Origin of the sequence: Methylobacterium sp. CCH7-A2, assembly GCF_001557075.1 — a bacterium.
Taxonomy (GTDB): domain Bacteria; phylum Pseudomonadota; class Alphaproteobacteria; order Rhizobiales; family Beijerinckiaceae; genus Allobosea; species Allobosea massiliensis.
In genome coordinates this window covers 43,140-67,375 of record NZ_LSKN01000246.1, presented here as the reverse complement: position 1 = coordinate 67,375, position 24,236 = coordinate 43,140, and the positions used below count along the sequence as shown (strand labels likewise).

Here is a 24,236-nt window from a genome sequence, read left to right as displayed (position 1 = left end):
GCGTCTCTGCGCCCGCCACGAAAACGCGGGCCTCATGAATGGCCCGCGACATTGCCGGAGGGCCGAGCGTGGCGCAAGGGCGCCACGCCGGCAAACACAACCAAAATGCCGCGCTGCGAAAACGCCGTCCGCCTCACTCCTGCAGCATGCGCTTCAGGAGATCGACCTCGTCATGGAGCGTGCGGTCCTCGGCGATGGCCTTCTCGATCTTGCGGACCGCATGGAGGACCGTGGTGTGATCGCGCCCGCCGAAGCGCCGGCCGATCTCCGGCAGCGAACGCGGGGTCAGCGCCTTGGCGAGATACATCGCGATCTGGCGCGGCTTGACCACGGCCGCGGTCCGGCGCTCCGAGAGAATGTCGGCGCGGCTGACATTGTAGCGGGTCGCGACCAGCTTCTGGATGTCCTCGATCTTGACGCGGCGCGGCTCGCGGGTGCGCACCAGATCGCGGATCGCCGCCTCCGCCGTCTCCAGCGAGACGGGCTGCCCCGACAGCGTCGCATGGGCGAGCAGCCGGTTGGCGGCGCCGTCGAGATCACGGCCATTGGTGGCGACGACGCGGGCGACATAGGCGACCACGTCCGGATGGACCTGGAAGTTCGGATGGGCCGCCTGCAGCGCCTCCAGCCGGTTTCCGAGGATCTTCGCGCGCAGCGCCTCGTCGAGATCGCCGACCTCGACGACGAGCCCGCCGCCGAGCCGCGAGCGGATGCGCTCATCCAGCGCCTCCAGATCATTTGCCATCCGGTCGCCGGCGACGACGATCTGCTTGCCGGCGTCGATCAGCGCGTTGATCGTGTGGCCGAACTCCTGCTGGATCGACTTGCCCTGGATGAACTGCACGTCGTCGACGACGAGAAGATCGATGCCGCGCAGCTTCTCTTTGAAAGCCAGCGCGGTCTGCGACTTCAGCGCCGCGACGAAGCCGTACATGAAACGGTCGGCGGTGAAATAGGCGACGCGCTTGCCCTGGCTGCGGGCCTCCTGGGCGATCGCCTGCAGGAGATGCGTCTTGCCGAGCCCGACACCGGCATGGATGTAGAGCGGGTTGTAGGGGCTGCTGCCGGCCGGGGCTGCAGCGATGCGTTCCGCCGCGGCGAAGGCGAGCTGGTTCGACTTGCCGACGATGAAGGCCTGGAAACTCATGCGCCGGTCGAGCACGGTACCGCAGGCATCAACGAGATCACGCTCGGCAGCCTCGACCTGCGCCACGGGGACAGGAGCGCCTTTGGGTTCGGCGGCGGGGGCGACCGGAGCCGCCTGGCGGCCGCGCAGGGGCACGATCTCGGCCGGCGGCTGAGACAGATCGCGCGACACCGGGCGCACCGAGAGCATGATGCCGTTGAGGCCCGGCAGTTCGGCCATGCAGTTGACCCGCAGCCGTTCGGCGTAATGCGCCTCGAGCCAGCTCTTCAGGAAGCGGGTGGGCACCGTCAGATAAGCCACGCCGTCGACGATGCTGCCGAGCTCGACGCGCGCGAACCAGCTCGAGAACACGTCCTCGCCGAGTTCGGCGCGCAGGCGCCGCCGCACCCGGTCCCAGGCCTCGGTCGCACTCGCCGGCGTTGTCCCCGTCTCGTCCGCCACCACACACGCCTGCTCGGCCACCATCACAACGCTCAACGCCGACACAACCTCCACCGTTTCGTCCATCCGCCGCCGCTCGAACATCGTCTGCCCCATTTCTTCAGTCATGCACGCGCCTGACCCGGCCGCCGCACAGGCGGGCCGGACCGGAGCTGTTCTTTCCGGTCACGTCTCAGGGTTCCCGCAAACGTGAAGGTCTGCGGGGTTCTCCCGATCCGATCTGATCGATTACGCTTTCAAGGCTCGTCGCAGGACGAAACCGCACTTCATCTCAATCGCGAAAGACAAAGAGCCGCATCCTCCAACCTCCAGGTCGCGAGCCAAAAAGCGTTCATCTTGTGGAAACACCGGGTGGCCATCGCTGTCCGTCCGGCGTTGAAAAAGACCTTACAGGGCGCTCTCGAAGGGCTGCAATATGCCGCTTTCGGGATGCCCGAGAGTCAGCCCCCGGAGCCGCTCATGTGACGAACGGGCAGCCGGCTCGCAATTGGTTGGGGAACTTAAGATTTTCTTCATGAAGGCGGTGCCCGGGCGGCCCCGAATCTTTTTTTTCGGGGGCCGCGGAGAGGGGGGCCAGAGTCACCGGGATTCACCGAAGGCCAGTTGCTTTGCCCGCTAACATACTGAAAGTTCAGGACTTTCGCTGCGCGGTCAAAGCGGCTGGTCAGGCCGATTTTGCGCCCTCAAAGCGCAGGTGGAGTCAAGCCCGTAAAGCGTCGGAAACGTTGCGGAATCGCGCCTGCCGAAGCGCCATTTCGAGGTTCTTTCGGCTGTTGCAGCGATGCAACAAGCCGGCTTCGACGCATGAAAAAAGCCCGGCCTGGGGCCGGGCTTTTCCAAGGGTCATCGAAGCCGTTCGCGCGGAGGCGATCAGGAGGCGAGAGCGCCGATCCGATGAGCGAGGCGCGAGACCTTCCGCGAGGCGGTGTTCTTGTGGACGATGCCCTTCTGGGCGGCCCGCATGATCTCCGGCTGGGCGGCCTTGAGAGCCTCGGCCGCGGCGCTCTTGTCGCCGGAGGCGATCGCCTCCTCGACCTTGCGCAGGAACGTGCGCATCCGCGAGCGGCGCGCCTTGTTGACCTCGGTGCGGCGCTCGATCTTGCGCGTCGCCTTCTTGGCCGACGTCGTATTGGCCATCGGATACGTCCTCGTCTTCTGCATCGCGACCGGGCGCCTGGCATGATGCCGGCGGAACACGATCGCTACCGTGATGGAAATCCGCGAGCGATGGCCAGCGCTTGCGCGGGCCGTCGCGAGTGGGAGGCGTATAGTCGCAAGCTGGCGCGGCGTCAACGCGGAATCGCTGTGGACGCCGCGATTTCAGGCGCCCGGTGCGAGGAAGCGCGCATAGGCGCCCAGATCGACATTGCCGCCGCTGATGATGACACCGACGCGCTGGCCCGCGACCGGAACGGCGCCGGTGAAGGCCGCTGCCGCCGCGAGGCAGCCGGTGGGCTCGACGACGAGCTTCATCCGCTCGGCAAAGAAGCGCATCGCATCGACCAGCGCGGCGTCGCTGACGGTGACGATGTCCTCGACCAGCGCCTGGATGATCGGAAAAGTGTAATCGCCCAGGAAAGGCGTCTGGGCCCCGTCCGCGATGGTCTTGGGGACGTCGATGCGGACGATCTGGCCCGAACGCAGCGATTGCTGGCCGTCATTGCCGGCTTCGGGCTCGACGCCGAAGACGCGGCAGCCGGGGTTCAGCGCTTTGGCCGCGAGCGCGCAGCCGGCGAGCAGGCCGCCGCCGCCGAGACAGACCAGCAGCATGTCGAGCGGGCCGGCATCCTCGATCAGCTCCTTGGCCGCCGTACCCTGCCCTGCGATGACGTCGGGATGGTCGTAAGGCGGGATCAGCGAGAGGCCGCGCGCCTGCGCCAGCTCGCGGCCGATGGCGAGCCGGTCCTGGGTGTAGCGGTCATAGGTCACGACCTCGGCGCCGTAGCCGCGGGTGGCGGCGACCTTCGCAGCGGGCGCATCGAGCGGCATGATGATGGTGGTGGGCACGCCGAGCAGCTTGCCGGCATAGGCGATCGCCTGGGCGTGGTTGCCCGAGGAGAAGGCGACGACGCCCGCCTTGCGCTGCTCCGGCGACAGCGCCGCGATGGCGTTGTAGCCGCCGCGGAACTTGAAGGCGCCCATGCGCTGCAGGTTCTCGGGCTTGAAGACGAGATTGGCGCCGGTGCGCTCATTGGCGGTGCGCGAGGTCAGGGCGGGGGTGTGGTGGGCGACGCCCTTGAGCCGCGCGGCGGCGACTTCGACATCGGCATATCCCGGCAGGATGAAGCCGGCCGGGCTCTTGATCGTGACGGTCATGGCGATCTCAGCTGTTCTTGAAGGCGGGTTTGCGCTTCTCGGCGAAAGCGGCCATGCCTTCCTTCTGGTCATGCGTGGCGAAGAGCGAGGAGAAGAGCCGGCGCTCGAAGCGCACGCCTTCGGCCAGCGTCACCTCGAAGGCTCGGTTGACCGTCTCCTTGACCATCAGCGCGGAAGGCAGCGACTTGGCGGCGATCGCATCCGCAGCCTTCATGACCTCGGTCATCAGGTCGGCGAGGGGGACGATGCGGGCGACGAGCCCGGCGCGCTCGGCCTCGGCCGCATCCATCATCCGGCCGGTGAGGCAGAGATCCATCGCCTTGGACTTGCCGACCGCGCGGGTGAGGCGCTGCGTGCCGCCGGCGCCGGGAATGACGCCGAGATTGATCTCGGGCTGGCCGAACTTCGCATTGTCGGCGGCGATGATGAAGTCGCACATCATGGCGAGCTCGCAGCCGCCGCCCAGTGCGAAGCCGGCGACGGCGGCGACGATCGGCTTGCGGCGCTGACCGATCCGGTCCCAGTCGGCGAATTTGTCGTCGAGATAGGTCTCGGGATAGGTCCGGTCCTGCATCTCCTTGATGTCGGCTCCGGCGGCGAAGGCCTTTTCCGAGCCGGTCAGGACGATGCAGCCGATGGCGGGATCGCGCTCGAAACCGTCGAGCGCCGTGTTGATCTCGGCGATGAGCTGGCCGTTCAGCGCGTTCAGCGCCTGGGGGCGGTTGAGCGTGACGAGCCCGACCTTGCCCTTCGTTTCGACGAGAATGGTCTCGTAAGCCATGGCGCCCTCCCGGTTCGGCTGTGCGCACGTGGTTTAGCGGCGCGGCCGGCGCAGGTCCATGCGCGCGGGCGCAAGACCGTCTGTGCCGCGACGGGGAGGCGCAGCGGGGCCTGAATGGATCCGGCAGGGGGGCGAGCGCGTAGTGTGGAGACACACGCAATCCGCCGGAGGATATCCTGATGCGCGCCCCGATCATCGCCCTCCTCGCCGGGCTTCTGCTCGCCGGCTGCGCCGCCGGTGGCCTGCAGAGCAGCCAGGCTCCGCAGCCCGCCAAGCCGGTCGCGGTCGAGCGGCTCTATACCGGCCTCTGGCACGAGTTCGCCCGCCGACCGATGGCGATCACCGATGGCTGCGTCGCCGGTGCGACCGAGTACAAGCGCGGTGAAGGCGGCCGGATCGAGGTGCTCGATTCCTGCCGGATGGGGACGCCCTCGGGCGAGCTCAAGACGATCGGCGGGCCGGGCGAGATCCTCGACCCCGGCACCAATGCGAAGCTGCGCGTGACCTACACGGTCTTCGGCGTCGTTCCGGTGGTGCGCGACTACTGGATCCTCGACCGCGCCAACGACTACAGCTGGTTCATCTCAGCCGATCCGACCTTCAAGGATCTCTATATCTTTGTGCGCGATCCGAAGATGAGCCCGGCGCTGCGCCGCCAGCTGGTCCAGCGGGCCGCCGCGCTCGGCTACGACGTGTCGAAGCTGGAATATCCGGAGTTGCCGCGCCGCTGAGGCCGGCCCTGCTCCGCGGCGCCTCAGCGCCGCGGCGAGCGGGGCTGGCAGGTCTCGCAATAGAAGGTCGAGCGGCCGGACTGCACGAGCCGCTTGACGAGGCTGCCGCAGCCCGGCGCGGTGCAGGGCTCGCCCTCGCGGTCATAAACCTTGAACCGGTGCTGGAAATAGCCGAGCGAGCCATCGGCATGGGCGAAGTCGCGCAAGGTCGAGCCGCCGGCCGCCACCGCCTCCTCCAGAACCTCGCGGATGATCTGCGCCAAGGCATGCGCGGCGGGGCGCGGCCGGCCGGTCGGCGTTGCGATGGATCCCGCCTCGGCCTCCGGGTGCAGTCCGGCCCGGAACAGCGCCTCGCAGACATAGATGTTGCCCAGGCCCGCCACGAGGCGCTGGTCGAGGAGGGCTGCCTTCAACGGCGCGAATTTGCCCGCGAAGAGCTGCGCCAGCGTCTCTCCCGAAAGCTCGTTGCCGAGCGGTTCGATACCCATGCCGGCGAAATGCTTGGAGGTCGCCAGCTCGGCGCGCGGCACGAGATCCATGAAGCCGAAGCGGCGCACGTCGTTATAGGTGATGCGTGCGCCGGACCCCATGTGGAAGACGACATGGTCGTGGATCAGGTGCCGGCCGATCTCGTTGTAATAGGCGCCCGGCTCGACCGGCGGGGTGCCCGGCGCCTCGACGACGAAGCGCCCGCTCATGCCGAGATGCATGATCAGCGCCTGGCCGTCATCGAGATCGGCGATCAGATATTTCGCCCGCCGCGACAGCGCCTCGATCCGCCGGCCGGTGAGGCGGGCGGCAAAGCGCTCGGGCAGCGGAAAGCGCAGATCCGGCCGGTTCTGCTCGACCCGGAGCAAGGTTTCGCCCAGCATCGCCGGTTCCAGCCCGCGCCGGACGGTCTCGACCTCGGGAAGCTCGGGCATCTCAGTCAGTCTCCGGTCGGCCTGCGTCGAGAGGGGCCGCGACAAGCCCCGCTCGTTTGGCTATGCATCGCCCCAAGCAAAGACAAGACAGATTGCACAGGATCGGACCGATCGTGACAGCAGCTTCCGAGACCACGCATTTCGGCTTCGAGACCGTGCCGCTCCGCGAGAAGCAGGCCAAGGTGGACGATGTCTTCCACAAGGTCGCCGGCCGCTACGATCTGATGAACGACCTGATGTCGGCGGGCCTGCACCGGGCCTGGAAGAGTGCGCTGCTGACGGCGGTCAACCCGCCGAAGGACCGCCCCTCCCGGCATCTCGACGTGGCCGGCGGCACGGGCGACGTCGCCTTTTCGGTGCTCGAGGCCGGCGGACCGCTGACGCAGGTCACGGTGCTCGACATCAATGCGGAGATGCTGAGCGTCGGCCGCGACCGGGCGGCAAAGCGCTTTCCCGGCGACGAGCGCATCGCCTTCGTGCAGGGCAATGCCGAGGAACTCGGCCTGCCGGACAACCATTTCGACGCCTATACGATCGCCTTCGGCATCCGCAACGTGCCGCGCATCGACAAGGCCCTGGCCGAGGCCCATCGGGTGCTAAAGCGCGGCGGGCGCTTCCTTTGCCTCGAGTTCAGCCATGTCGACGTGCCGCTGCTCGACAAGGTCTACGAGGCCTATTCCTTCAACGTCATCCCGCCCATGGGGCGGATGGTGACCGGCGAGGCCGAGCCCTACCAGTATCTCGTCGAGTCGATCCGCAAATTCCCGCGCCCCCAGGCCTTCGCCGGCATGATCGAGGCCGCCGGTTTCCGCCGGGCCAAGTTCACGCCCATGACCGGAGGCGTGGTGGCGCTGCATTCGGGCTGGAAGCTGTGAGGAAGCGTGTTGCGTCATGCTCGGGCCTGACCCGGGCATCTCTCGACGGGAGCCCCTTTCGGCAGGAGATGGTCGTGTCGGGCCCGACCATGACGGGCCGGGCATGATCTCCTCGCTGTTCCATCTCGCGCGGACCGCGCGCACCGGCTTCGTGCTGGCCCGCGAGGGCGCGCTGGCGCTGATCGATCCGTCGGTCCTGCCGCCGCTGGCGCGCGGGCTGATCCGCGTCGGGCGGCTGATCGAGCGGCGCGAGGCCGGCACCTCGGCGACAAGACTCGCCGCGGCCCTGACCCGGCTCGGCCCGTCCTATGTCAAGTTCGGGCAGTTCCTGGCGACGCGGCCCGACGTCGTCGGTATGAAGATCGCCTCCGACCTCTCGGCCCTGCAGGACCGGATGCCGCCCTTCCCGATGGCGCAGGCTCGCGCCATCGTCGAAGCGGCCCATGGCCGGCCGGTCGAGCAGGTCTTCGCCGCCTTCGGCGAGCCAGTGGCGGCGGCGTCGATCGCGCAGGTCCATCGCGCCCGGCTGAACGACGGGCGGGAGGTCGCGGTCAAGGTGCTGCGGCCGGGTATCCGCGATCGCTTCCATCGCGATCTCGGCGCGATGCGCTTCGGCGCGGAGCTGGCCGAGCGGCGCTCGGCCGAGGCGCGGCGCCTGCGCTTCACCGGCGTCGTGGAGACGCTGGCGCGCTCCGTGACGATGGAGATGGATCTGCGGCTCGAGGCCGCCGCCCTGTCGGAATTCGCCGAGAACACCAAGAACGATCCCGATTTCCGGGTCCCCGAGCCGGACTGGCAGCTCACCGCCCGCGAGATGCTGGTCGACGAGTGGATCGACGCCATCCGCCTCTCCGACGTCGAGGCGCTGAAGGCCGCCGGCCACGACCTGCCGGCGCTGGGGCGGATCGTCATCCAGTCCTTCCTGAAGCATGCGATCCGCGACGGCTTCTTCCATGCGGACATGCATCCGGGAAACCTGTTCGTCGATGCGCAGGGCCGGCTCGTCGCTGTCGATGGCGGCATCATGGGGCGGCTGGGCCTGAAGGAGCGGCGTTTCCTCGCCGAGATCCTGCTCGGCTTCATCACCCGCGACTACACCCGGGTGGCCGAGGTGCATTTCGAGGCCGGCTATGTGCCGCCGCATCACGACGTCGCCGATTTCGCCCAGGCGATCCGCGCCGTCGGCGAGCCGATCCACGACAAGAGCGCCGACCAGATCTCGATGGCGAAGGTGCTGACGCTGCTCTTCGAGATCACCGGCATGTTCGACATGGCGACGCGCACGGAACTCGTCATGCTGCAGAAGACCATGGTGGTGGTCGAGGGCGTGGCCCGCACGCTCGATCCGCATCTCGACATGTGGAGCACGGCCGAGCCGGTGGTGCGGGACTGGATCACGCAGAATCTGGGGCCCCTCGGCAAGCTCGCCGAGGCCGGGCGCGGCGCGGGTTCGTTGCTCGACAGCCTGTCGCGGCTGCCGGAGACGGTGACGCGCGCCGAGCGCGTGCTCGGCCAACTCGAGAATGCCTCGCGGCACGGCTTCTCGCTCGACGAGCGCAGCATCGCCGCGATCGGCCGGGCCGAGGCGCAGCGCAACCGTTGGGGCAATTGGGCGCTCTGGGTGATCGCAGGCCTGCTGGCCTGGGCGGTGCTGGGGTAGTTGTCATTCCGGGGCTTCGCGGAGCGAAGAACCCGGAATCCACGGCTTGGCGCAGGCCACCCATCGTCCCGTTCCCGATCGTCGAGAAGGCAGGCGGCTCGCCCGGTCGTGGGTTCCGGGTTCGCCACTGTCTCGGCGCCCGAGAATGACGCGTGTGGCTCAGCCGCAATTGGCCTTTTCGGCCGGCATGTCGGCGCCGATCATCCAGTTCGTGCCGAAGCGGTCGCGCAGCATGCCGAAGCGGGGCGACCAGAAGGTCTCCTCCATTCGCATCTGGATCGTCGCCCCTTCGGAGAGCGCAGCGAAGATGCGCTCGGCCTCGGCGACTTCGGGGACGTTGACCGACACCGAGACGCTGCGCATCGGCCCGTCGCTGCGGCCGGGCGGGGCGTCGGAGGCCATCAGCATCTGGCCGTCGAGGACGAGGCAGGCATGCAGGATCTTGTCCAGCCATTCGGGCGGGACATGGGCCTCGGCCGGCGTGCCGCGATGATCCATCATCGCTTCGATGCGGCCGCCGAGAATGGCCTGATAGGCGGTGAAGGCCTCGCGGCAATTGCCTTCGAACATCAGATAGGGGGACAGTTTCATCGATTCTCCTCCTTTGAAGGGCTCAGGCTGTGCGGCGGTAATGGGCCGTCATGAACTCGCTCCAGCCGCCTTTGCCGTCGGGCATGTAGGACGCCAGGATGCGATGGTCGGGCGAGACCAGGGTGACGACGTCGCGGTAGGGGATGACGGCACCGTCGCCCGTCATGTTCGGGCCCGAGGATTCGAGCGTCAGCACATTGGCGGCCTCGTCGAGGGTGCCCTCATAGAGCCAGTGATGCGTCATCATCGAGCCGATAAAGCTGCCGACGAAGCGGCCCTTCGCAGGGTCGAAGCCGAGCGTCATCAGCGTCCGGCCGGTCGTGCCGTCGGGCATCTCGCCCTCGCCTTCGCCGAGCGTCCAGAGCCCGCCGAGCGAGCGGACGGTCTCGCGGCCCTTCGATTTCTGCCGCGGTTGGTCCGGCCCCATCGCGCAGTCCATCTCCGAAGTCCATTCACCGACGAGCTGGTGCAGCCAGTCGTGTTCCTTCTGCGGCTTCGCGAACATGGGCATCTCCTCCTGGGGCCGTTATCGGGTCGGCCTTAAGTTAACTGTTTGGTTTAGTAATTGGCGATGGCTGGCGAGTCAAGCCTCAGGCCCTGTCAGCCTCCGGCAGTTGTCACGCGCGCAAGGCCGGGGCTAAAGCTCGTGCGAACGAAAGGACGCCCCCGCCCATGACGTTCGAGACAGCCGCAAATCCCGCCGCCGCCATCGACCGGCTCGAAAGGCTCTATGGCGAGGCGCGGGCCGCGCTGCGTGGCGATCTGCAGCGCTTCTTCGAGACCGGGCAGGCGCCGACGCCGGAAGAGCGCACGCGCTATCGCTACCCGCTGCTTCGCGTGACCTACGAGCCCTCGAAACTGCCGGCGGCGACCCGGCGCGGCTATGCGAAGTTCGCGGCGCCGGGGGTCTATTCGACCACGATCACCCAGCCGGCCGAGTTCCGCGCCTATCTGCTCGATCAGCTTGAGCCGCTGGTCGAGGAATATGGCGCGACGCTCGAGACCGGCGTCAGCGACCAGGAAATTCCCTACCCTTACGCGCTGGACGGCGGCGACGAACTCGGCCGCGGCAAGGTGACGGCCGCCGAGCTGGCGCGTCATTTCCCGACGCCGCTGCTCTCGCTCGTCGGCGACGAGATCGCCGACGGCACCTTCGACATCGTCGAGGGGCAGCCGCGGCCGCTCTCGCTGTTCGACGCGGTGCGCGTGGATTACTCGCTGCGCCGGCTGGTGCATTACACCGGCACCGACTGGCGCGCGGTGCAGCCCTGGGTGCTGCTGACCAATTACCACCGCTATGTCGACCAGTTCGTGCGGCTGGGGCTGGCCGAGATCGAGGCCGGCACGGCGCAGGCGCTGGTGACGCCGGGCGGGGTGCGGATCGAGCGCGACGGGATCGATGTCAGCGCGGCGGAGCGGGTGATGTCGGCCCCCTGGCACCGTTTCCAGATGCCGGCCTATCACCTCATCCGCGAGAACGGGCAGGGCGTGACGCTCGTCAATATCGGCGTCGGCCCCTCGAACGCCAAGAACATCACCGACCATCTCGCGGTGCTCAGGCCCCATTGCTGGCTGATGGTCGGCCATTGCGGGGGTCTGCGGCAGACGCAGATCATCGGCGACTATGTCCTCGCCCATGCCTATCTGCGCCAGGATGGCATCCTCGACGAGTTGGTGCCGCCGGACGTACCCGTCCCGGCCCTGGCGGAGGTCCAGGTCGCGCTGCAGGAGGCAGCGGCCGAGGTCACCGGCGAGAAGGGCGACCAGCTCAAAAACCGGCTGCGCACCGGCACCGTGGTGACGCAGGACGACCGGAACTGGGAGCTGCGCTGGACCAAGGAGCGCCGGCGGATCAACCTGTCGCGCGCCATCGCGGTGGACATGGAGTCGGGCACGATCGCGGCCCAGGGTTACCGCTTGCGCGTGCCCTATGGCACGCTGCTCTGCGTCTCCGACAAGCCGCTCCATGGCGAGATCAAGCTGCCGGGCGCAGCCAACGCGTTCTACGAACGCGCCGTCAGCGAGCATCTGCGGATCGGGCTCGCGGCTCTGGAGAAGCTCAAGAAGGCCGGCTCGACGATCCATTCGCGCAAGCTGCGCAGCTTTGACGAGCCGCCCTTCCGCTAAAGGCGGCGAGACCGCGGGTCCTACGCGGTGATGCGGTCGATCTCGGCGAGCTCGTCCGCCGTCAGCGCCCAGTCGGCCGCCTTCACATTGGCGGCGATCTGCTCGGGCCTGGTCGCACCGGCAATGACGCTGGAGACGACCGGCTGGGCCGCGAGCCAGGAGAAGGCGAGCTCGACCAGCGTCCTGCCGCGCGCCTCGCAGAAGTCGGTCAGCGCCTCGATCTTCGCCCAGTTCGCCTCGCTGAAGATCTGGCCAGCGCGCTCGGGCAGCTTGGTCAGCCGCGCCCCGTCGGGCATCGGGGCGTTGCGCTTGTACTTACCTGTCAGCGCGCCGTTGGCGAGCGGGAAATAGGGCAGCAGCCCCATGCCGTAATGCTTCAGGGCGGGTATCAGGTCCTTCTCGGCGCCGCGCTTGAGAAGGCTGTACTCGTCCTGTGCCGAGGCGAAGCCGGTCAGGCGCAGATCGCGCGCCGTCCATTGCGCGTCCGCGACCTGCCAGCCCGGCATGTTGGAACAGCCGACATAGCGGACCTTGCCTTGGGTCACGAGATCCTCGAGCGCACGCAGCGTCTCGTCGATGGGCGTGAGCGGGTCGGGCGTGTGGAACTGGTAGAGATCGAGCCAGTCCGTCTTCAGCCGCGTCAAGGATTCCTCGACGGCGCTCATGATGTAGCGGCGGGAACCGCCCTGCCCGCCATGGAACATCTTCATGCCGAACTTCGAGGCCAGGACGATGTCCTTGCGGCGCGCGCCCAGAACCTCGCCCAGCACACGCTCGGATCCCGCCTTCTCGCCATAGATATCGGCGGTGTCGAACAGGGTGATGCCGTGCTCGATCGCGGCATCGACCACCTTGCGCGTGGCCTCGTCGTCGATCCGGCCGCCGAAATTGTTGCAGCCGAGGCCGACGAGCGACACGCGCAGGCCGGAACGGCCGAGATTGCGGAACTGCATGGAACTCTCCCCTCAACGAGAGAGTGAAGAGGACCAGAGCCCGGGAGCGCCGGCAAGGTCGCAGCGAGGCCGTCCCGGCTGCGCCGGACGCAGGGCGGGCGCAGCCGACTCTCAGTGGGACATCAGGCAGCAGACCGGCGTGGTTTCGATCAGGTCGCGCGTCACCCCGCCGAAAATCCATTCACGCAGGCGGCTGTGCCCATAGGCGCCCGCCACGATGAGGTCGGCATTCTGCAGCTTCGCCAGATCGGCGATCTCGGCTGCGACGGTGGCGCTGCTCTTCGGCCGCGTCACCACGCGCGCCGCGATGCCGTATTGCGCGAGATAGCCGCAGACATCCTGCGCGCCGTCATCGGCCGGATCGGCACCGACGGAGAGGACGGTGACGACATCCGCCCGGACGAGGAAGGGCAGTGCATCCTGTACGGCGCGGCGCGACTCGCGTGTGTCCTTCCAGGCGATGACGACGCTTCTTGCCGCGAGCCTCTCCACCTCCTGCGGGACGATCAGGATCGGCCGGCCCAGCTCGAGGACCACGTCCCCCGGGGCGACGCCCATGCGGCCGAGCGGCGGATCGCCGCCGCCCTGGCGGGCGAGAACGACGAGGTCGGCCGCCCGCGATTGGGTGAGGACGAAGCCGGCCGGAGCATCCACTGCGCTGCGCCAGTCCAGCGCCACACCGTCAGCAGCCCGGCGGAACAGGGCCTGAGCCTTGGCGAGATCCTCCTCCATCACGGCGCGGGCATTCTCGACCAGCACTGCATCGACCATCCCGGCGCCGTCCCCGTAATAGGGCAGCTCGAGCTGATCGGCGCCGGTGCCGATGAGGCGGCAGGAGAGGCAGCGGGCCAGCTGTGCGGCAAAGCGGATGGTCGCTTCCGCCCCCGTGCCGAGATGGACGGGAGTCAGGAGCGTGCCGAAGCCGAGGGGCTGGGCGGTGGAGCGGGTGTCTGACATGGACTTCGTCTCCAAGGGCCGGGCTGTCAGGCGCCGGCCGGAGCGGGTGCCGCAACGGCTCGGAGGGCGACGACCTTGTAAGGCCTGAAGTCGCCGTCCTGGTCGCGGATCGAGACATATTCGCCGAGCTGGAAGCGATGGCGGTCCAGCTTGTAACCGACCTCGTCATCGTCGCTGGAGGCGTCGTCATAGTCGATGCCCCAGCTCGCACCGCCCTCGCCGCCGGCGCGGTGCAGCAGCCAGCCATGGCGGTCGGGCTCGTTCGGCGCGAAGCGCCGGACGCGGCATTTGTCGCGAGCGGCATGCCACTCCTCGGCCAGGAGCCGGCCCTCGGCATCGAGCGGCGCGGTGATCTCGTAGCCATCGCGGGCATTGCCCTCGGGCTGGGCGGGCATGCGGCCCAGATGAAGCGTGATGCGGTGAAGCATGATGACGTCTCCTCCGTCGGTGGCCGACGGATCGCACTGTCCCACCGATCGGGAGAAGCCGGGTTGATCCAGCGCAAGGGCGTTGCCGCCGGTTCGGGCATGCTGCCGGCAAGAGCAACCCGTGGAGGATCCGTCATGCCCCTGTCGATCAAGAGCGTTCTCGTCGGCTTCACCGAGGACGGACGCGGCAATCACAGCTCGGCCGTCGCCTACGCGATCTCGCTGTCTCAGGTCGCCGACGCTCACCTGACGCTGGAGGCCGCCTCGATGCGCTATGCGGTGCCGGGCTCGCTGGTGGGCGCCTTCGGTGCCGAGCTGATCGCGCATGAAAACCGCCGCATCAAGGAACTGGCCGAGGCCTTCGCCGAACAATCGAAGGGCCGGGCCGACCTCGCCGGCGTCGTCTGCAGCGTCGAGACCCCGTCCCTCGTCTTCGCCAGTCTTTGCGACCGGCTGCTTGCTCATGCCCGCGTCCACGACGTCACGGTGCTCGACATGGAGACCGATCCGGTTCAGCGCGACCGGGGGCTGATCGAGGCGGCGCTGTTCGACAGCGGTCGCCCCGTCCTCATCGTGCCCCCGGGCTGTGAGCGCCATGCCGGCAAGCGCGTCCTGATCGCCTGGGACGGCGGCTCCTCGGCGGCGCGGGCCGTGGCGGACGCGCTGCCCTTCCTGAAGGAGGCGGAGGAGGTCGAGATCCTCACCGTCACCGGCGAGAAGGATCTGGCCGGCCTGCTGCCAGGCGCGGACCTCGCCCCGCATCTGGCCCGCCACGGCATCAAGGTGAGCGTCCGCAATGTCGCGCTCGGCGAGGCGGATGTCGCCAGCGAGATCCGCCAGGCGGCCAGCGGCTTCGCCGCCGATCTGATCGTCTGCGGCGCCTACAAGCATTCGCGCCTGCGCGAATGGCTGCTCGGCGGCGTGACGCAGTCCTTGCTGCAGGAATGCCGCCTGCCGATCCTGATGAGCCACTGAGCGCGGCGGTTCCTTCCGAAACGACGAAGGGCGGGCCTTGCGGCCCGCCCTTCGCAATCCTCCGGAGCGCCCGGTTCAGGCGACGTCCTGCTTCATCTTCTGCGAGCGCTTGCGCTCGTTGGGGTCGAGGATCGCCTTGCGCAGGCGGATCGACTTCGGCGTCACCTCGACCAGCTCGTCATCGTCGATCCAGGCCAGCGAACGCTCCAGCGTCATCCGGATCGGCGGGGTCAGGCGCACGGCCTCGTCCTTCGAGGTGGTGCGGATGTTGGTGAGCTTCTTGCCCTTGAGCACGTTCACCTCGAGATCGTTCTCGCGGGTGTGCTCGCCGACGATCATGCCCTGATAGACCTTCCAGCCGGGCTCGATCATCATCGGGCCGCGATCCTCGAGGTTCCACAGCGCATAGGCCACGGCCTCGCCGGTTTCCATCGCGATCAGCACGCCGTTGCGGCGGCCGCCGATCTCGCCCTTGTAGGGCATGTAGTCATGAAACAGGCGGTTCATGATCGCGGTGCCGCGGGTGTCGGTCAGCAGCTCGCCCTGATAACCGATCAGTCCGCGGGTCGGGGCGTGGAAGGCCAGGCGCAGGCGGTTGCCGCCGGAGGGGCGCATCTCCAGCATGTCGGCCTTGCGCTCGGACATCTTCTGCACGACGACGCCGGAATGCTCCTCGTCGACGTCGATGATGACCTCCTCGATCGGCTCGAGCAGCTGGCCGCTCTCGTCGCGCTTCAGCACGACGCGCGGACGCGAAATGCCGAGCTCGAAGCCCTCGCGGCGCATCGTCTCGATCAGGATGGCGAGCTGGAGTTCGCCGCGTCCGGAGACGATGTAGCTGTCCTTGTCGGTCGCCTCTTCGACGCGCAGCGCGACATTGCCCTCCGCCTCCTTGAGCAGGCGGTCACGGATGACGCGGGTCGTGACCTTGTCGCCTTCCGTGCCGGCCAGCGGCGAGTCGTTGACCATGAAGGTCATCGAGACGGTCGGCGGGTCGATCGGCTGGGCCTTGATCGGCTCGGTGACGGACGGGTCGCAGAAGGTGTCGGCGACGGAGCCCTTCACCAGACCGGCGATCGAGACGATGTCGCCGGGGATCGCTTCCTCGATCGGCGTGCGCTCGAGGCCGCGGAAGGCGAGGATCTTGGTGATGCGGCCGGTCTCGACGGTCGAGCCGTCGCCGGAGAGCACCTTGATGGTCTGGTTCGGCTTGGCCGAGCCGGAGACGACGCGGCCGGTGATGATGCGGCCGAGATAGGGGTTGGCCTCGAGCAGCGTGCCGATCATGCGGAACGGGCCTTCCTCGACGCGCGGCTCCGGCACATGGCTGAGGATGAGGTCGTACATCGGGGCGAGGCCCTGGTCCTGCGGACCCGCCGGATCATGCGCCATCCAGCCCTGCTTGCCCGAGCCGTAGAGGATCGGGAAATCGAGCTGCTCGTCGGTAGCGTCGAGGGCGGCGAAGAGATCGAAGACCTCGTTGATGACCTCCTGGACACGGGCGTCGGGCTTGTCGACCTTGTTGATCGCCACGATCGGACGCAGGCCGAGCTTCAGCGCCTTGGAGACCACGAACTTGGTCTGCGGCATCGGACCCTCGGCGGCGTCGACCAGGACGATGGCCGAATCGACCATGTTCAGGATGCGCTCGACCTCGCCGCCGAAATCGGCGTGGCCGGGGGTGTCGACGATGTTGATGCGCGTATCCTTCCAGACGACCGAGGTCGCCTTGGCGAGGATGGTGATGCCGCGCTCCTTTTCCAGATCGTTGGAGTCCATCACGCGCTCGATGACGCGCTGGTTGTCGCGGTAGGTGCCCGACTGCTGCAGCAGCTGGTCGACGAGCGTGGTCTTGCCGTGGTCGACGTGGGCGATGATGGCGATATTGCGCATGGACATGCGGGAAGGGCCTTTGTCATGGCCACAAGCCGGCGAGGATCGAAGCCCTGCCGGCGCAGCCCGTCTCGAGGAAACTGGAATTCGCTGCGCTGCACATAAACGCTGACGGGCGTTTGGGCAACCACGAAGGGCCCGCAGCCGCGGCGCAGGGTGAATCGCGGGCGGTTTCCGCCCGTCAGATCTGGACGGCGGCCGCCCGGATCTTCGCCTCGACGACCGCGCGGCTGACCTGGTCGAAGACCAGACGGTAGGCGGCGATGGCCGAGGAATCGAGATTGCCCTCGCCGAAATCGCCGAGGACCTCGAGCAGAATGGCATCGGCTTGGGCGCGGTAGTTGTCGAGCGCCTCGAGATCGGTCGTCGCGCGGATCTGCGGCAGGATCGCCAGAAGCCGGTCGAGCCCCATCATGGCTTGGCGGCGGCGGGCCGCGCTCTCGCGCCCGAGCAGACCGGCCGCGCCGGTTCCCAGGAGCGAGAGTCCCATCACGCCGAGATAGAACCAGTCGCCATAGCGTTCGAAGAAGGTCTTCTGCTCGCCATCGATGAAGGCGGCCGCGCCAGCATGGACCGGCAAGGGCGCGTCCTTGTCCGTCGCCGGTGTCTCCAGCGCCTGGATCTGCGGCAGTTCGGCCGCCAGCGTGACCCGTAGGCCGAGCAGGGCGCTGACCAGATTGCCGACGACATCCTCGTCGAGGTCCTGCGCGGCGACGAGGCGCGAGGTCACCGCGATGGTCGGCAGGTTCTCAGAGGGGCGCGGGGGGTCGCCGCCGAGCGCGCCGCGCACGATCTCGCCGGTCTCGATGGTGCGGATGCGGGCCGCCAGCGCGTCCGCCTCGCGGATCGGGATCAGGACGGGGTCCTCGCCCCAGGCCGAGCGCAGCCGCCCGGCGCCGTCCCCGCCCGCCCGCGCGCCCACCGCGTTGACGGTGAAGAAGGCGTCGATGCGCCGTTCTTTCGCCGCGGGCACGATCTCGTCGGGTGTGAGCCCGACAATCTCGACATCCTGCGGGCCGACCTCGTACTGCGCGAGCACCAGCCGGAGCAGGGCGATGTTGCCCTGCGGATTGCGCACGACGCCGACGCGCCGGCCGCGCAGATCGGCGATGCGGCCAATGCCGCTCTCCTTGTCGGTGATCAGGAAGGGAAAGGAGCGGCGGGTGATGAGCGCGGTGTCGGCCTTGGCCGGCAGGGCGATGTCGGGCCGGACGATGGCGAGCTCGGCATCGCCCGCATCGACCTTGCGCGCGCTCTCCTCGGACCCTTCGGTCAGGATCAGGCGCAGACGAATCTGGGATTTCTCGCGGTTCAGGCCCTGTACGAAGCCCGCCGCCATGCGCGCATCCTCCGAGCCGAGCGGCCCGACAGCGAGGCGCAAGGTGCGCGGCTGGCTGACGACATAGAAGACAGCTGCGGTGACGCCGGCGAGCGCCAGCAGCCCCGCGAGAATGGTGAAACCGCGCCGCCCCTTGCCGAACAATCGAGTCCGCCCGCCCTGTCGCCGCTTCGTTTCGCCGGCACTGCCTGGCCGCGCCAGCTTTGCTTCGCCCGTCATCATGTCGCAAGTGCGGCGACGATCACCTTCGTGTAAAGCCGGGCACATGTCCGCTTCCGCCCAGCCCCTCGCCATCAAGATCTGCGGCCTCTCGACACCCGAGACGCTGGAGGCCGCGCTGGCGACCGGGGTCGAGATGATCGGCCTCGTCTTCCATCCGAAGAGCCCGCGCTTCGTGCCGCCAGAAGAGGCGGCCGCGCTGGCCGCTATGGCGCGTGGCCGTGCCGAGATCGTGGCGCTGGTCGTCGACCGCGACATCGCCGAGCTCACGGATCTCGTCGAGGCCGTCCGGCCGGACTGGCTGCAGCTGCATGGTCGCGAGACTCCCGAGGCAGTGCGCGCCATCAGGGCCGCGACCGGGCTGCGGGTGATCAAGGCGCTCGGCATCGCGGACCGGCACGATCTCGCCGCCTTCGCCGCCTATCAAGGTATCGCGGACCGTATCCTGCTCGACGCCAAGCCGCCCAAGGACGCCGCCTATCCCGGCGGGCACGGACGGACCTTCGACTGGTCGATCCTGGCGGCGCTCGACCGGACTTCGCCCTTCATGCTATCGGGCGGGCTCGATCCGGTGAATGTCGCGCAGGCCATCGCGATGGCACGGCCCTGGGGCGTCGACGTTTCCTCCGGGGTGGAGCGGGCGCCCGGCGTCAAGGATGTCGACCGGATCACGGAATTCGTCGTCGCGGCCCGCGCCGCGGCGGCCGCAGCAGCAGAGGCAGGCCGGACATGAACGCCCCCCAGAACCCGAACACCTACCGCTCCGGCCCGGACGAGAACGGCCGCTTCGGCCTGTTCGGCGGGCGCTTCGTCGCCGAGACGCTGATGCCGCTCGTGCTCTCGCTGGAGAAGGCCTATGAGGCCGCAAAGGCCGACCCCGGCTTTCAGGCCGAGATGGCGAGCTATCTCAAGCATTATGTCGGGCGGCCCTCGCCGCTCTATTTCGCCGAGCGCATGACCGAGCACCTCGGCGGCGCGAAGATCTATTTCAAGCGCGACGAGCTCAACCACACCGGCGCGCACAAGGTGAACAACGTGCTCGGCCAAATCCTGCTGGCACGGCGCATGGGCAAGAAGCGCATCATCGCCGAGACCGGCGCCGGCCAGCACGGCGTCGCCACCGCCACGCTCTGCGCCCGCTTCGGCCTGGAATGCATCGTCTATATGGGCGCGGTCGACGTCGCGCGGCAGGCGAGCAACGTCTTCCGCATGAAGATGCTCGGCGCCAGCGTGGTGCCCGTGCAGTCCGGCACCAAGACGCTGAAGGACGCCATGAACGAGGCGCTGCGCGACTGGGTGACCAATGTCGCGACGACCTTCTACTGCATCGGCACGGCGGCGGGTCCGCACCCCTATCCCGCGATGGTACGCGACTTCCAGTCGGTGATCGGCAGCGAGACCCGCGAGCAGATGCTGGCGGCGGAGGGCCGCCTGCCGGATTCGCTGATCGCGGCGATCGGCGGCGGTTCGAACGCGATCGGCCTGTTCCACCCCTTCCTCGACGATCCGAGCGTCAGGATGTGGGGCGTCGAGGCGGCCGGCCACGGCCTCTCGACCGCCCAACACGCCGCCTCCCTCACCGGCGGCAAGCCGGGCGTCCTCCACGGCAACCGGACCTATCTGCTGATGGACGACGACGGGCAGATCAAGGACGCGCATTCGATCTCGGCGGGGCTCGACTATCCCGGCATCGGACCGGAGCATGCCTGGCTGCACGACACCGGGCGCGTCACCTACATCTCCGCGACCGATGACGAGGCGCTCTCGGCCTTCCAGCTCTGCTCGAAGCTCGAGGGCATCATCCCGGCGCTGGAGCCGGCCCATGCGCTGGCCAAGGTGATCGAACTCGCCCCGACCCTGCCCAAGGACCACCTGATGGTGATGAATCTGTGCGGGCGCGGCGACAAGGATATCCCGCAGGTGGCGGAAATCCTCGGCGGAATGTGAGCCGAGGACCCGCTGCGACCCGAAAATCGCGCCGCCCCTCTCGACTCCCCGCTCCGATCCGGCAACCATGAGTTGTCCCGGGCCAATCAGGCCCGGGCAGTCTCGTCGTTGCGTGGGGCGGAACCGGGCCAGTGGGGGGCAGCGGTCACGAGGGGCATCCGGATGGTCCGGCGACGGCTTCGGCCGGCCTGCCGGTGGAGATCGCTTTTCTCGCAGGCCGGGGCATTGCGCCGGTCCAACTCGCCGAGGCGGCCCGTCGTGCCGAACGCCGGCGCAGCGAGCCGGCTCGCGAGGTGTTCGCAGCCGGGCTGATCGACGAGGAGAGCTACTACCGCGCGCTGGCGGCCGAGCTCGGCCTGCCCTTCCACGCTGGCCCCTTCGCCCCGAGGCCGGGCGGCGAGCATGAGGCGATCCTGCGCGGCGGCATCGCGCCCGTTCGCTCCGACAGCTCCAGCGGCCCGCGATTCGTGATGGCTCCCGAGGGGCCGGCCCTGCGTGCCATGCTCGAATCCGGGCCGCGCCGGCGCGACGATGTCGCTGTGGTGACGCCGCGACGCTTTCATGCCGCGCTGCGCGAGGCCAATGCGGACAGGCTCGCGCTTCGCGCCGCCAATCTCGATGCGCCCGGCCTCGCACGCGACAGTGCCAGGACCGGCTCGAGCCGAGGCCAGCGGATCGCCGCGACCCTTGCGGCGGCGGCCGTCCTCGCCGGCGCGGTGGTCGCGCCGCTCGAAACCTTCTTCGCGGTGGCGCTGCTGCTGGGGCCGCTCTTTCTCGGGCTGATCCTGCTGCGGCTGGGAGCGGCGATCGAGCAACCTCTTCCCGATCTCTGGCGCCAGCATCGCTGGCGTGTCGACGACAGCCGCCTGCCCGTCTACACGGTCGCGATCCCGCTCTACCGGGAGGAGGCGGTGCTGGCGCAGATGCTCACCGCGCTCAAGAGGCTCGACTATCCGCCGGCGAAGCTCGATATCCGTCTGCTGATCGAGGCGGACGACATCGGCATGCAACGCGCCTTGGCGCGGATCGCGCTGCCGCCGCAGATCGCGGTGACGATCGTGCCTCCAGGCGAACCGCGGACCAAGCCGAGGGCACTGAACCTCGCCTTGATCGAGGCCCGCGGCGCACTGTTCACGATCTTCGACGCCGAGGACATTCCGGATCCGCAGCAGCTGCGCATGGCGGCGGCGCGCTTCCTGCGGGCCCCGGAGGATCTCGCCTGCCTGCAGGCCCGGCTGGTGATCGACCATCCGGAAGAGGGATTGCTGCCAGCCCTGTTCGCGCTGGAATATGCCGGGCTGTTCGAGGTGCTGAACCCGGGCCTGCTGCGCGCGGGACTGCCGATCATGCTGGGCGGCACCTCCAACCATTTCCGTACCGACGCGTTGCGGGCGGTCGGCGGCTGGGACGCCTGGAACGTGACCGAGGATGCCGATCTCGGCGTCAGGCTGGCGCGGGCCGGTTACCGCATGGGCGATCTGCCCTCGCAGACGCGCGAGGAGGCCCCGCTGACGCTGAGGGCCTGGCTGAAGCAGCGCTCGCGCTGGATTAAGGGTTACATCCAGACGCTGGTGACGCATTCACGCGCGCCTATCGCGGTGCTGCGCGAGGCCGGCCCGCCGGCCAGCTTCGCCTTCCTCTCGCTCGGATTGGGGACGATCGTCACCGCGCTGGCCTATCCGGTCTTTGCGGTGGCCGCCTTTCTGGCCTGGCGCGAGGGCTCCCTCTTCGCGCCGACGCATGTCTTCGGCAGCGTGGCCTCGGCACTGGCGGTCGGGGTCTGGCTGTTCGGAGCCGTCGCGCTGTTCCTGCCGCCGGCGCTGGGCGCGCTGCGGCGCGGTTCACCGAAGCTGCTGCTGCTGCTCCCCCTGCTGCCGTTCTACTATGGGCTCGTCTGCATCGCGGCCTGGATGGCGCTGCACGAGTACCGGGCGCGCCGCTTTACCTGGAACAAGACGACCCATGGTCTGGCACGGCGGCGCGCGCCGCTCGCTGAACCCGGCGGCGCTAGAGGTGACGCAGCCATTCCTGCGCCGCCTGCGCCGGCGGCTGTTCGACATTGAAGGCGCCGATGAAGCGGCCGTCCTTGCCCATCAGATAGACCAGTGCAGTGTGGTCCATGGTGTAGTCGTCACCCTGGAGGGGGACCTTGCGGGCATAGGCGCGATAGGCCCGGATCATGGCGTCGATGGCCGGCCTGTCGCCGCTCAGCCCGACGATGCGCGGATCGAAGGAGCCGAGATAGCTCTTCATGATCTCGGGCGTGTCGCGCTCGGGATCGACCGTCACGAAGAGCGCGCGCAGCTTCTCTCCCTTCGGCCCGGCCGCGCGCAGCACCTCCGATATCTCGAAGAGCTTGGTCGGGCAGATGTCCGGGCAGTGGGTGAAGCCGAAGAAGACGAGGAAGGGCGCGCCCTGCAGATCCTTGTCGGTCAGCGACCGACCCTCCTGTGTCGTCAGGGTGAACGGCCCTCCGACGCTCGCCGTACCCGTGCCGGAGGCGCCCTGCCGGCTCGGGGCGAAGGTGATGATGGCGGCAGCGGCGAGGACGAGCGCGCCGGCGAGAAAGACGACGAGGGGCAGGATGAGACGGCGGTTCACGGGAGCGGTCCTGTCGGGAGCCTGGGAGCGGCGCGGCGTTGCGCCTCAGAAACAGGCGACGATGGCGGCGATGAGGCCGTCGGTGAAAAGACGGGCGCCCTCGCGCCACCAGAGCAGCACTCCGGCCAGGAACAGCGTCAGGGCGCCGCCGCAGAGCAGTGCGATGCCGAGCCGCGACGGTGCGGGGTCGGCCGGGGCACTGTCCGTCTGTCCGGTCTCGAGGGGGCTCATTCAGCGGATATAGCGCTCCGGGACGCTCGCCGGAAGCGTCCTCCGCGCCGCACGGCTCGGCGCAGGACGCTCGCGAACGGCGGCAGGGCGATCCGGTTCCGTCGGGCGGCCGGGGTTATTTCGGGAACGTTCGCCTCAGCTTGCCGTTTCTTTGAGCATCAGCGGCCTCGGGCCGCCCTGCCTCACGGAGACCCTACCCATGAAGAAGCTGCTCATCGCGACGATGATCGTCTCGGCGACCTCGTTCGGCGTCCTGGCGCAGACCTCGACGACCTCGCCCATGCCCGCGCCGAAGGCGGAAGCCGACAAGAACGCGCCGCTGCCGGGCGCCAACAGCTTCACCGAGGGGCAGGCCAAGAGCCGGCTCGAAGCCAATGGCTATTCGGACGTCTCCGGCCTGAAGAAGGACGAGAACGGCGTCTGGAAGGGCATGGCCACCCATGCCGGCGCCAAGGTCAACGTCTCCGTCGACTATCGCGGAAACATCGTCCGCAACTGATCCTTCCCATCCACCTGCCTGCTCGGAGGTCACCATGACCCGCACCATCACCCGTTCCTATGACAGCTACGCCATCGCCGCCGACGTGGTCGAGAAGCTCGAGACCGCCGGCATTCCGGCCTCGGACATCAGCCTCGTCGGCCGCAATGAGCGCGGCGAAGAGAGCAACGCCGCCGAGGGCGCCGGCATCGGCGCCGGCGTCGGCGGCGCCGCTGGCCTGCTGGCCGGGCTCGGCATGATCGCCATCCCAGGCATCGGCCCGGTCGTCGCGGCAGGCTGGCTCGCCGCCACAGCGGCTGGCGCCGTCGCGGGTGCCGCCGCCGGCGGCCTCGTCGGCTCCTTCATCAATGCCGGCGTCGACGAGGAGGATGCGCATTACTATGCCGAGACCGTGCGACGCGGCGGCAGCGTCGTCTCGGTCAAGACGAGCGAGTCGCAGGCCCCGGCCGCCGAAGCGATCATGGATGGCGCCACGCCGATCGATCGCGACGCTCGCCTCGCCCAGTATCGCCAGGAAGGCTGGTCGCGCTTCGACGAGAAGGCCGAGCCCTACCGCGCCACCGCGCCGGTGATCTGATCTCGCATCCGATCACGACGACAAC

24 protein-coding genes are annotated in these 24,236 nt (G+C 68.5%); 10 read left to right on the top strand and 14 right to left on the bottom strand.

Annotation, left to right across the window (positions count from 1 at the left end; all coding sequences use genetic code 11):
- Positions 1-133 precede the first annotated feature (133 nt).
- From dnaA to AX750_RS19150, 4 genes are all read right to left on the bottom strand, one after another.
- A complete protein-coding gene (gene dnaA / locus AX750_RS19165; protein ID WP_245282450.1) occupies positions 134-1,696 on the bottom strand; it encodes a chromosomal replication initiator protein DnaA in 1,563 nt (520 codons plus the stop codon).
- 762 nt (positions 1,697-2,458) lie between these two features.
- On the bottom strand, positions 2,459-2,725 hold the full coding sequence (gene rpsT, locus AX750_RS19160) for a 30S ribosomal protein S20 (RefSeq protein ID WP_066719929.1): 267 nt from the start codon (positions 2,723-2,725) through the stop codon (positions 2,459-2,461).
- 183 nt (positions 2,726-2,908) lie between these two features.
- On the bottom strand, positions 2,909-3,904 hold the full coding sequence (locus AX750_RS19155; protein ID WP_066719931.1) for a threo-3-hydroxy-L-aspartate ammonia-lyase: 996 nt from the start codon (positions 3,902-3,904) through the stop codon (positions 2,909-2,911).
- Between the two features lie 7 nt (positions 3,905-3,911).
- On the bottom strand, positions 3,912-4,685 hold the full coding sequence (locus AX750_RS19150; RefSeq protein ID WP_066719933.1) for an enoyl-CoA hydratase: 774 nt from the start codon (positions 4,683-4,685) through the stop codon (positions 3,912-3,914).
- A gap of 179 nt (positions 4,686-4,864) precedes the next feature.
- On the opposite strand from AX750_RS19150, the gene AX750_RS19145 reads away from it, so the two are divergent.
- Positions 4,865-5,416 carry a lipocalin family protein gene (locus AX750_RS19145; RefSeq protein WP_066719936.1) on the top strand — a complete coding sequence of 184 codons (552 nt, stop codon included), beginning with the start codon at positions 4,865-4,867 and terminating at the stop codon, positions 5,414-5,416.
- 23 nt (positions 5,417-5,439) lie between these two features.
- On the opposite strand, the gene mutM is transcribed toward AX750_RS19145, so the two are convergent.
- On the bottom strand, positions 5,440-6,339 hold the full coding sequence (gene mutM, locus AX750_RS19140; protein ID WP_066719939.1) for a bifunctional DNA-formamidopyrimidine glycosylase/DNA-(apurinic or apyrimidinic site) lyase: 900 nt from the start codon (positions 6,337-6,339) through the stop codon (positions 5,440-5,442).
- A gap of 113 nt (positions 6,340-6,452) precedes the next feature.
- Here mutM and ubiE point away from each other — a divergent pair, with 113 nt between their 5' ends.
- Together ubiE and ubiB are read left to right on the top strand one after the other, a co-directional pair.
- A complete protein-coding gene (ubiE, locus tag AX750_RS19135) occupies positions 6,453-7,214 on the top strand; it encodes a bifunctional demethylmenaquinone methyltransferase/2-methoxy-6-polyprenyl-1,4-benzoquinol methylase UbiE (protein ID WP_245282449.1) in 762 nt (253 codons plus the stop codon).
- A gap of 103 nt (positions 7,215-7,317) precedes the next feature.
- Positions 7,318-8,874, top strand: coding sequence for a 2-polyprenylphenol 6-hydroxylase (ubiB, locus tag AX750_RS19130; RefSeq protein WP_066719944.1), 1,557 nt, complete (start codon positions 7,318-7,320; stop codon positions 8,872-8,874).
- Between the two features lie 159 nt (positions 8,875-9,033).
- Here ubiB and AX750_RS19125 read toward each other — a convergent pair whose 3' ends face one another.
- Together AX750_RS19125 and AX750_RS19120 are read right to left on the bottom strand one after the other, a co-directional pair.
- Positions 9,034-9,465 carry a VOC family protein gene (locus tag AX750_RS19125; protein WP_066719947.1) on the bottom strand — a complete coding sequence of 144 codons (432 nt, stop codon included), beginning with the start codon at positions 9,463-9,465 and terminating at the stop codon, positions 9,034-9,036.
- Between the two features lie 22 nt (positions 9,466-9,487).
- Positions 9,488-9,970: a DUF1579 domain-containing protein gene (locus AX750_RS19120; RefSeq protein ID WP_067254857.1), complete on the bottom strand. Its 483-nt coding sequence runs from the start codon at positions 9,968-9,970 to the stop codon at positions 9,488-9,490.
- A 167-nt stretch (positions 9,971-10,137) separates the two neighbouring features.
- Here AX750_RS19120 and AX750_RS19115 point away from each other — a divergent pair, with 167 nt between their 5' ends.
- A complete protein-coding gene (locus AX750_RS19115) occupies positions 10,138-11,592 on the top strand; it encodes an AMP nucleosidase (protein ID WP_066718848.1) in 1,455 nt (484 codons plus the stop codon).
- 20 nt (positions 11,593-11,612) lie between these two features.
- Here the strand turns inward: AX750_RS19115 and AX750_RS19110 are convergent, their stop codons facing one another.
- The 3 genes from AX750_RS19110 to AX750_RS19100 form a co-directional block, all read right to left on the bottom strand.
- Positions 11,613-12,545, bottom strand: a complete 933-nt coding sequence (locus tag AX750_RS19110) for an aldo/keto reductase (protein WP_066718851.1) — start codon at positions 12,543-12,545, stop codon at positions 11,613-11,615.
- Between the two features lie 111 nt (positions 12,546-12,656).
- Positions 12,657-13,502, bottom strand: a complete 846-nt coding sequence (locus tag AX750_RS19105) for a universal stress protein (protein WP_066718853.1) — start codon at positions 13,500-13,502, stop codon at positions 12,657-12,659.
- A gap of 26 nt (positions 13,503-13,528) precedes the next feature.
- Complete coding sequence (locus AX750_RS19100; protein WP_066718856.1) at positions 13,529-13,930, bottom strand: hypothetical protein; 402 nt, start codon at positions 13,928-13,930, stop codon at positions 13,529-13,531.
- Between the two features lie 135 nt (positions 13,931-14,065).
- Here AX750_RS19100 and AX750_RS19095 point away from each other — a divergent pair, with 135 nt between their 5' ends.
- A complete protein-coding gene (locus AX750_RS19095) occupies positions 14,066-14,905 on the top strand; it encodes a universal stress protein (protein WP_066718858.1) in 840 nt (279 codons plus the stop codon).
- A gap of 75 nt (positions 14,906-14,980) precedes the next feature.
- On the opposite strand, the gene typA is transcribed toward AX750_RS19095, so the two are convergent.
- Both typA and AX750_RS19085 read right to left on the bottom strand, forming a co-directional pair.
- Positions 14,981-16,804, bottom strand: a complete 1,824-nt coding sequence (gene typA, locus AX750_RS19090; protein ID WP_066718861.1) for a translational GTPase TypA — start codon at positions 16,802-16,804, stop codon at positions 14,981-14,983.
- Between the two features lie 175 nt (positions 16,805-16,979).
- Positions 16,980-18,359: a TAXI family TRAP transporter solute-binding subunit gene (locus AX750_RS19085; RefSeq protein ID WP_197426567.1), complete on the bottom strand. Its 1,380-nt coding sequence runs from the start codon at positions 18,357-18,359 to the stop codon at positions 16,980-16,982.
- Between the two features lie 43 nt (positions 18,360-18,402).
- Here AX750_RS19085 and AX750_RS19080 point away from each other — a divergent pair, with 43 nt between their 5' ends.
- The 3 genes from AX750_RS19080 (at position 18,403) to AX750_RS19070 (ending at position 22,366) form a co-directional block, all read left to right on the top strand.
- A complete protein-coding gene (locus AX750_RS19080) occupies positions 18,403-19,089 on the top strand; it encodes a phosphoribosylanthranilate isomerase (RefSeq protein ID WP_066718869.1) in 687 nt (228 codons plus the stop codon).
- Complete coding sequence (gene trpB, locus AX750_RS19075; RefSeq protein WP_066718874.1) at positions 19,086-20,303, top strand: tryptophan synthase subunit beta; 1,218 nt, start codon at positions 19,086-19,088, stop codon at positions 20,301-20,303. Before AX750_RS19080 ends, trpB begins: the two co-directional genes overlap by 4 nt.
- A 131-nt stretch (positions 20,304-20,434) precedes the next feature.
- Positions 20,435-22,366, top strand: a complete 1,932-nt coding sequence (locus tag AX750_RS19070) for a glycosyltransferase family 2 protein (RefSeq protein ID WP_066718875.1) — start codon at positions 20,435-20,437, stop codon at positions 22,364-22,366.
- Here AX750_RS19070 and AX750_RS19065 read toward each other — a convergent pair.
- Complete coding sequence (locus tag AX750_RS19065; RefSeq protein ID WP_066718877.1) at positions 22,311-22,904, bottom strand: SCO family protein; 594 nt, start codon at positions 22,902-22,904, stop codon at positions 22,311-22,313. The genes AX750_RS19070 and AX750_RS19065 overlap by 56 nt on opposite strands.
- 45 nt (positions 22,905-22,949) lie before the next feature.
- Positions 22,950-23,135: a hypothetical protein gene (locus AX750_RS19060; RefSeq protein ID WP_066718882.1), complete on the bottom strand. Its 186-nt coding sequence runs from the start codon at positions 23,133-23,135 to the stop codon at positions 22,950-22,952.
- A 199-nt stretch (positions 23,136-23,334) separates the two neighbouring features.
- On the opposite strand from AX750_RS19060, the gene AX750_RS19055 reads away from it, so the two are divergent.
- Positions 23,335-23,634, top strand: coding sequence for a PepSY domain-containing protein (locus tag AX750_RS19055; protein WP_066718885.1), 300 nt, complete (start codon positions 23,335-23,337; stop codon positions 23,632-23,634).
- A gap of 34 nt (positions 23,635-23,668) precedes the next feature.
- Entirely contained in the window at positions 23,669-24,211 is a 543-nt protein-coding gene (locus AX750_RS19050) for a hypothetical protein (RefSeq protein WP_066718888.1), read from the top strand.
- Positions 24,212-24,236: the final 25 nt, after the last annotated feature.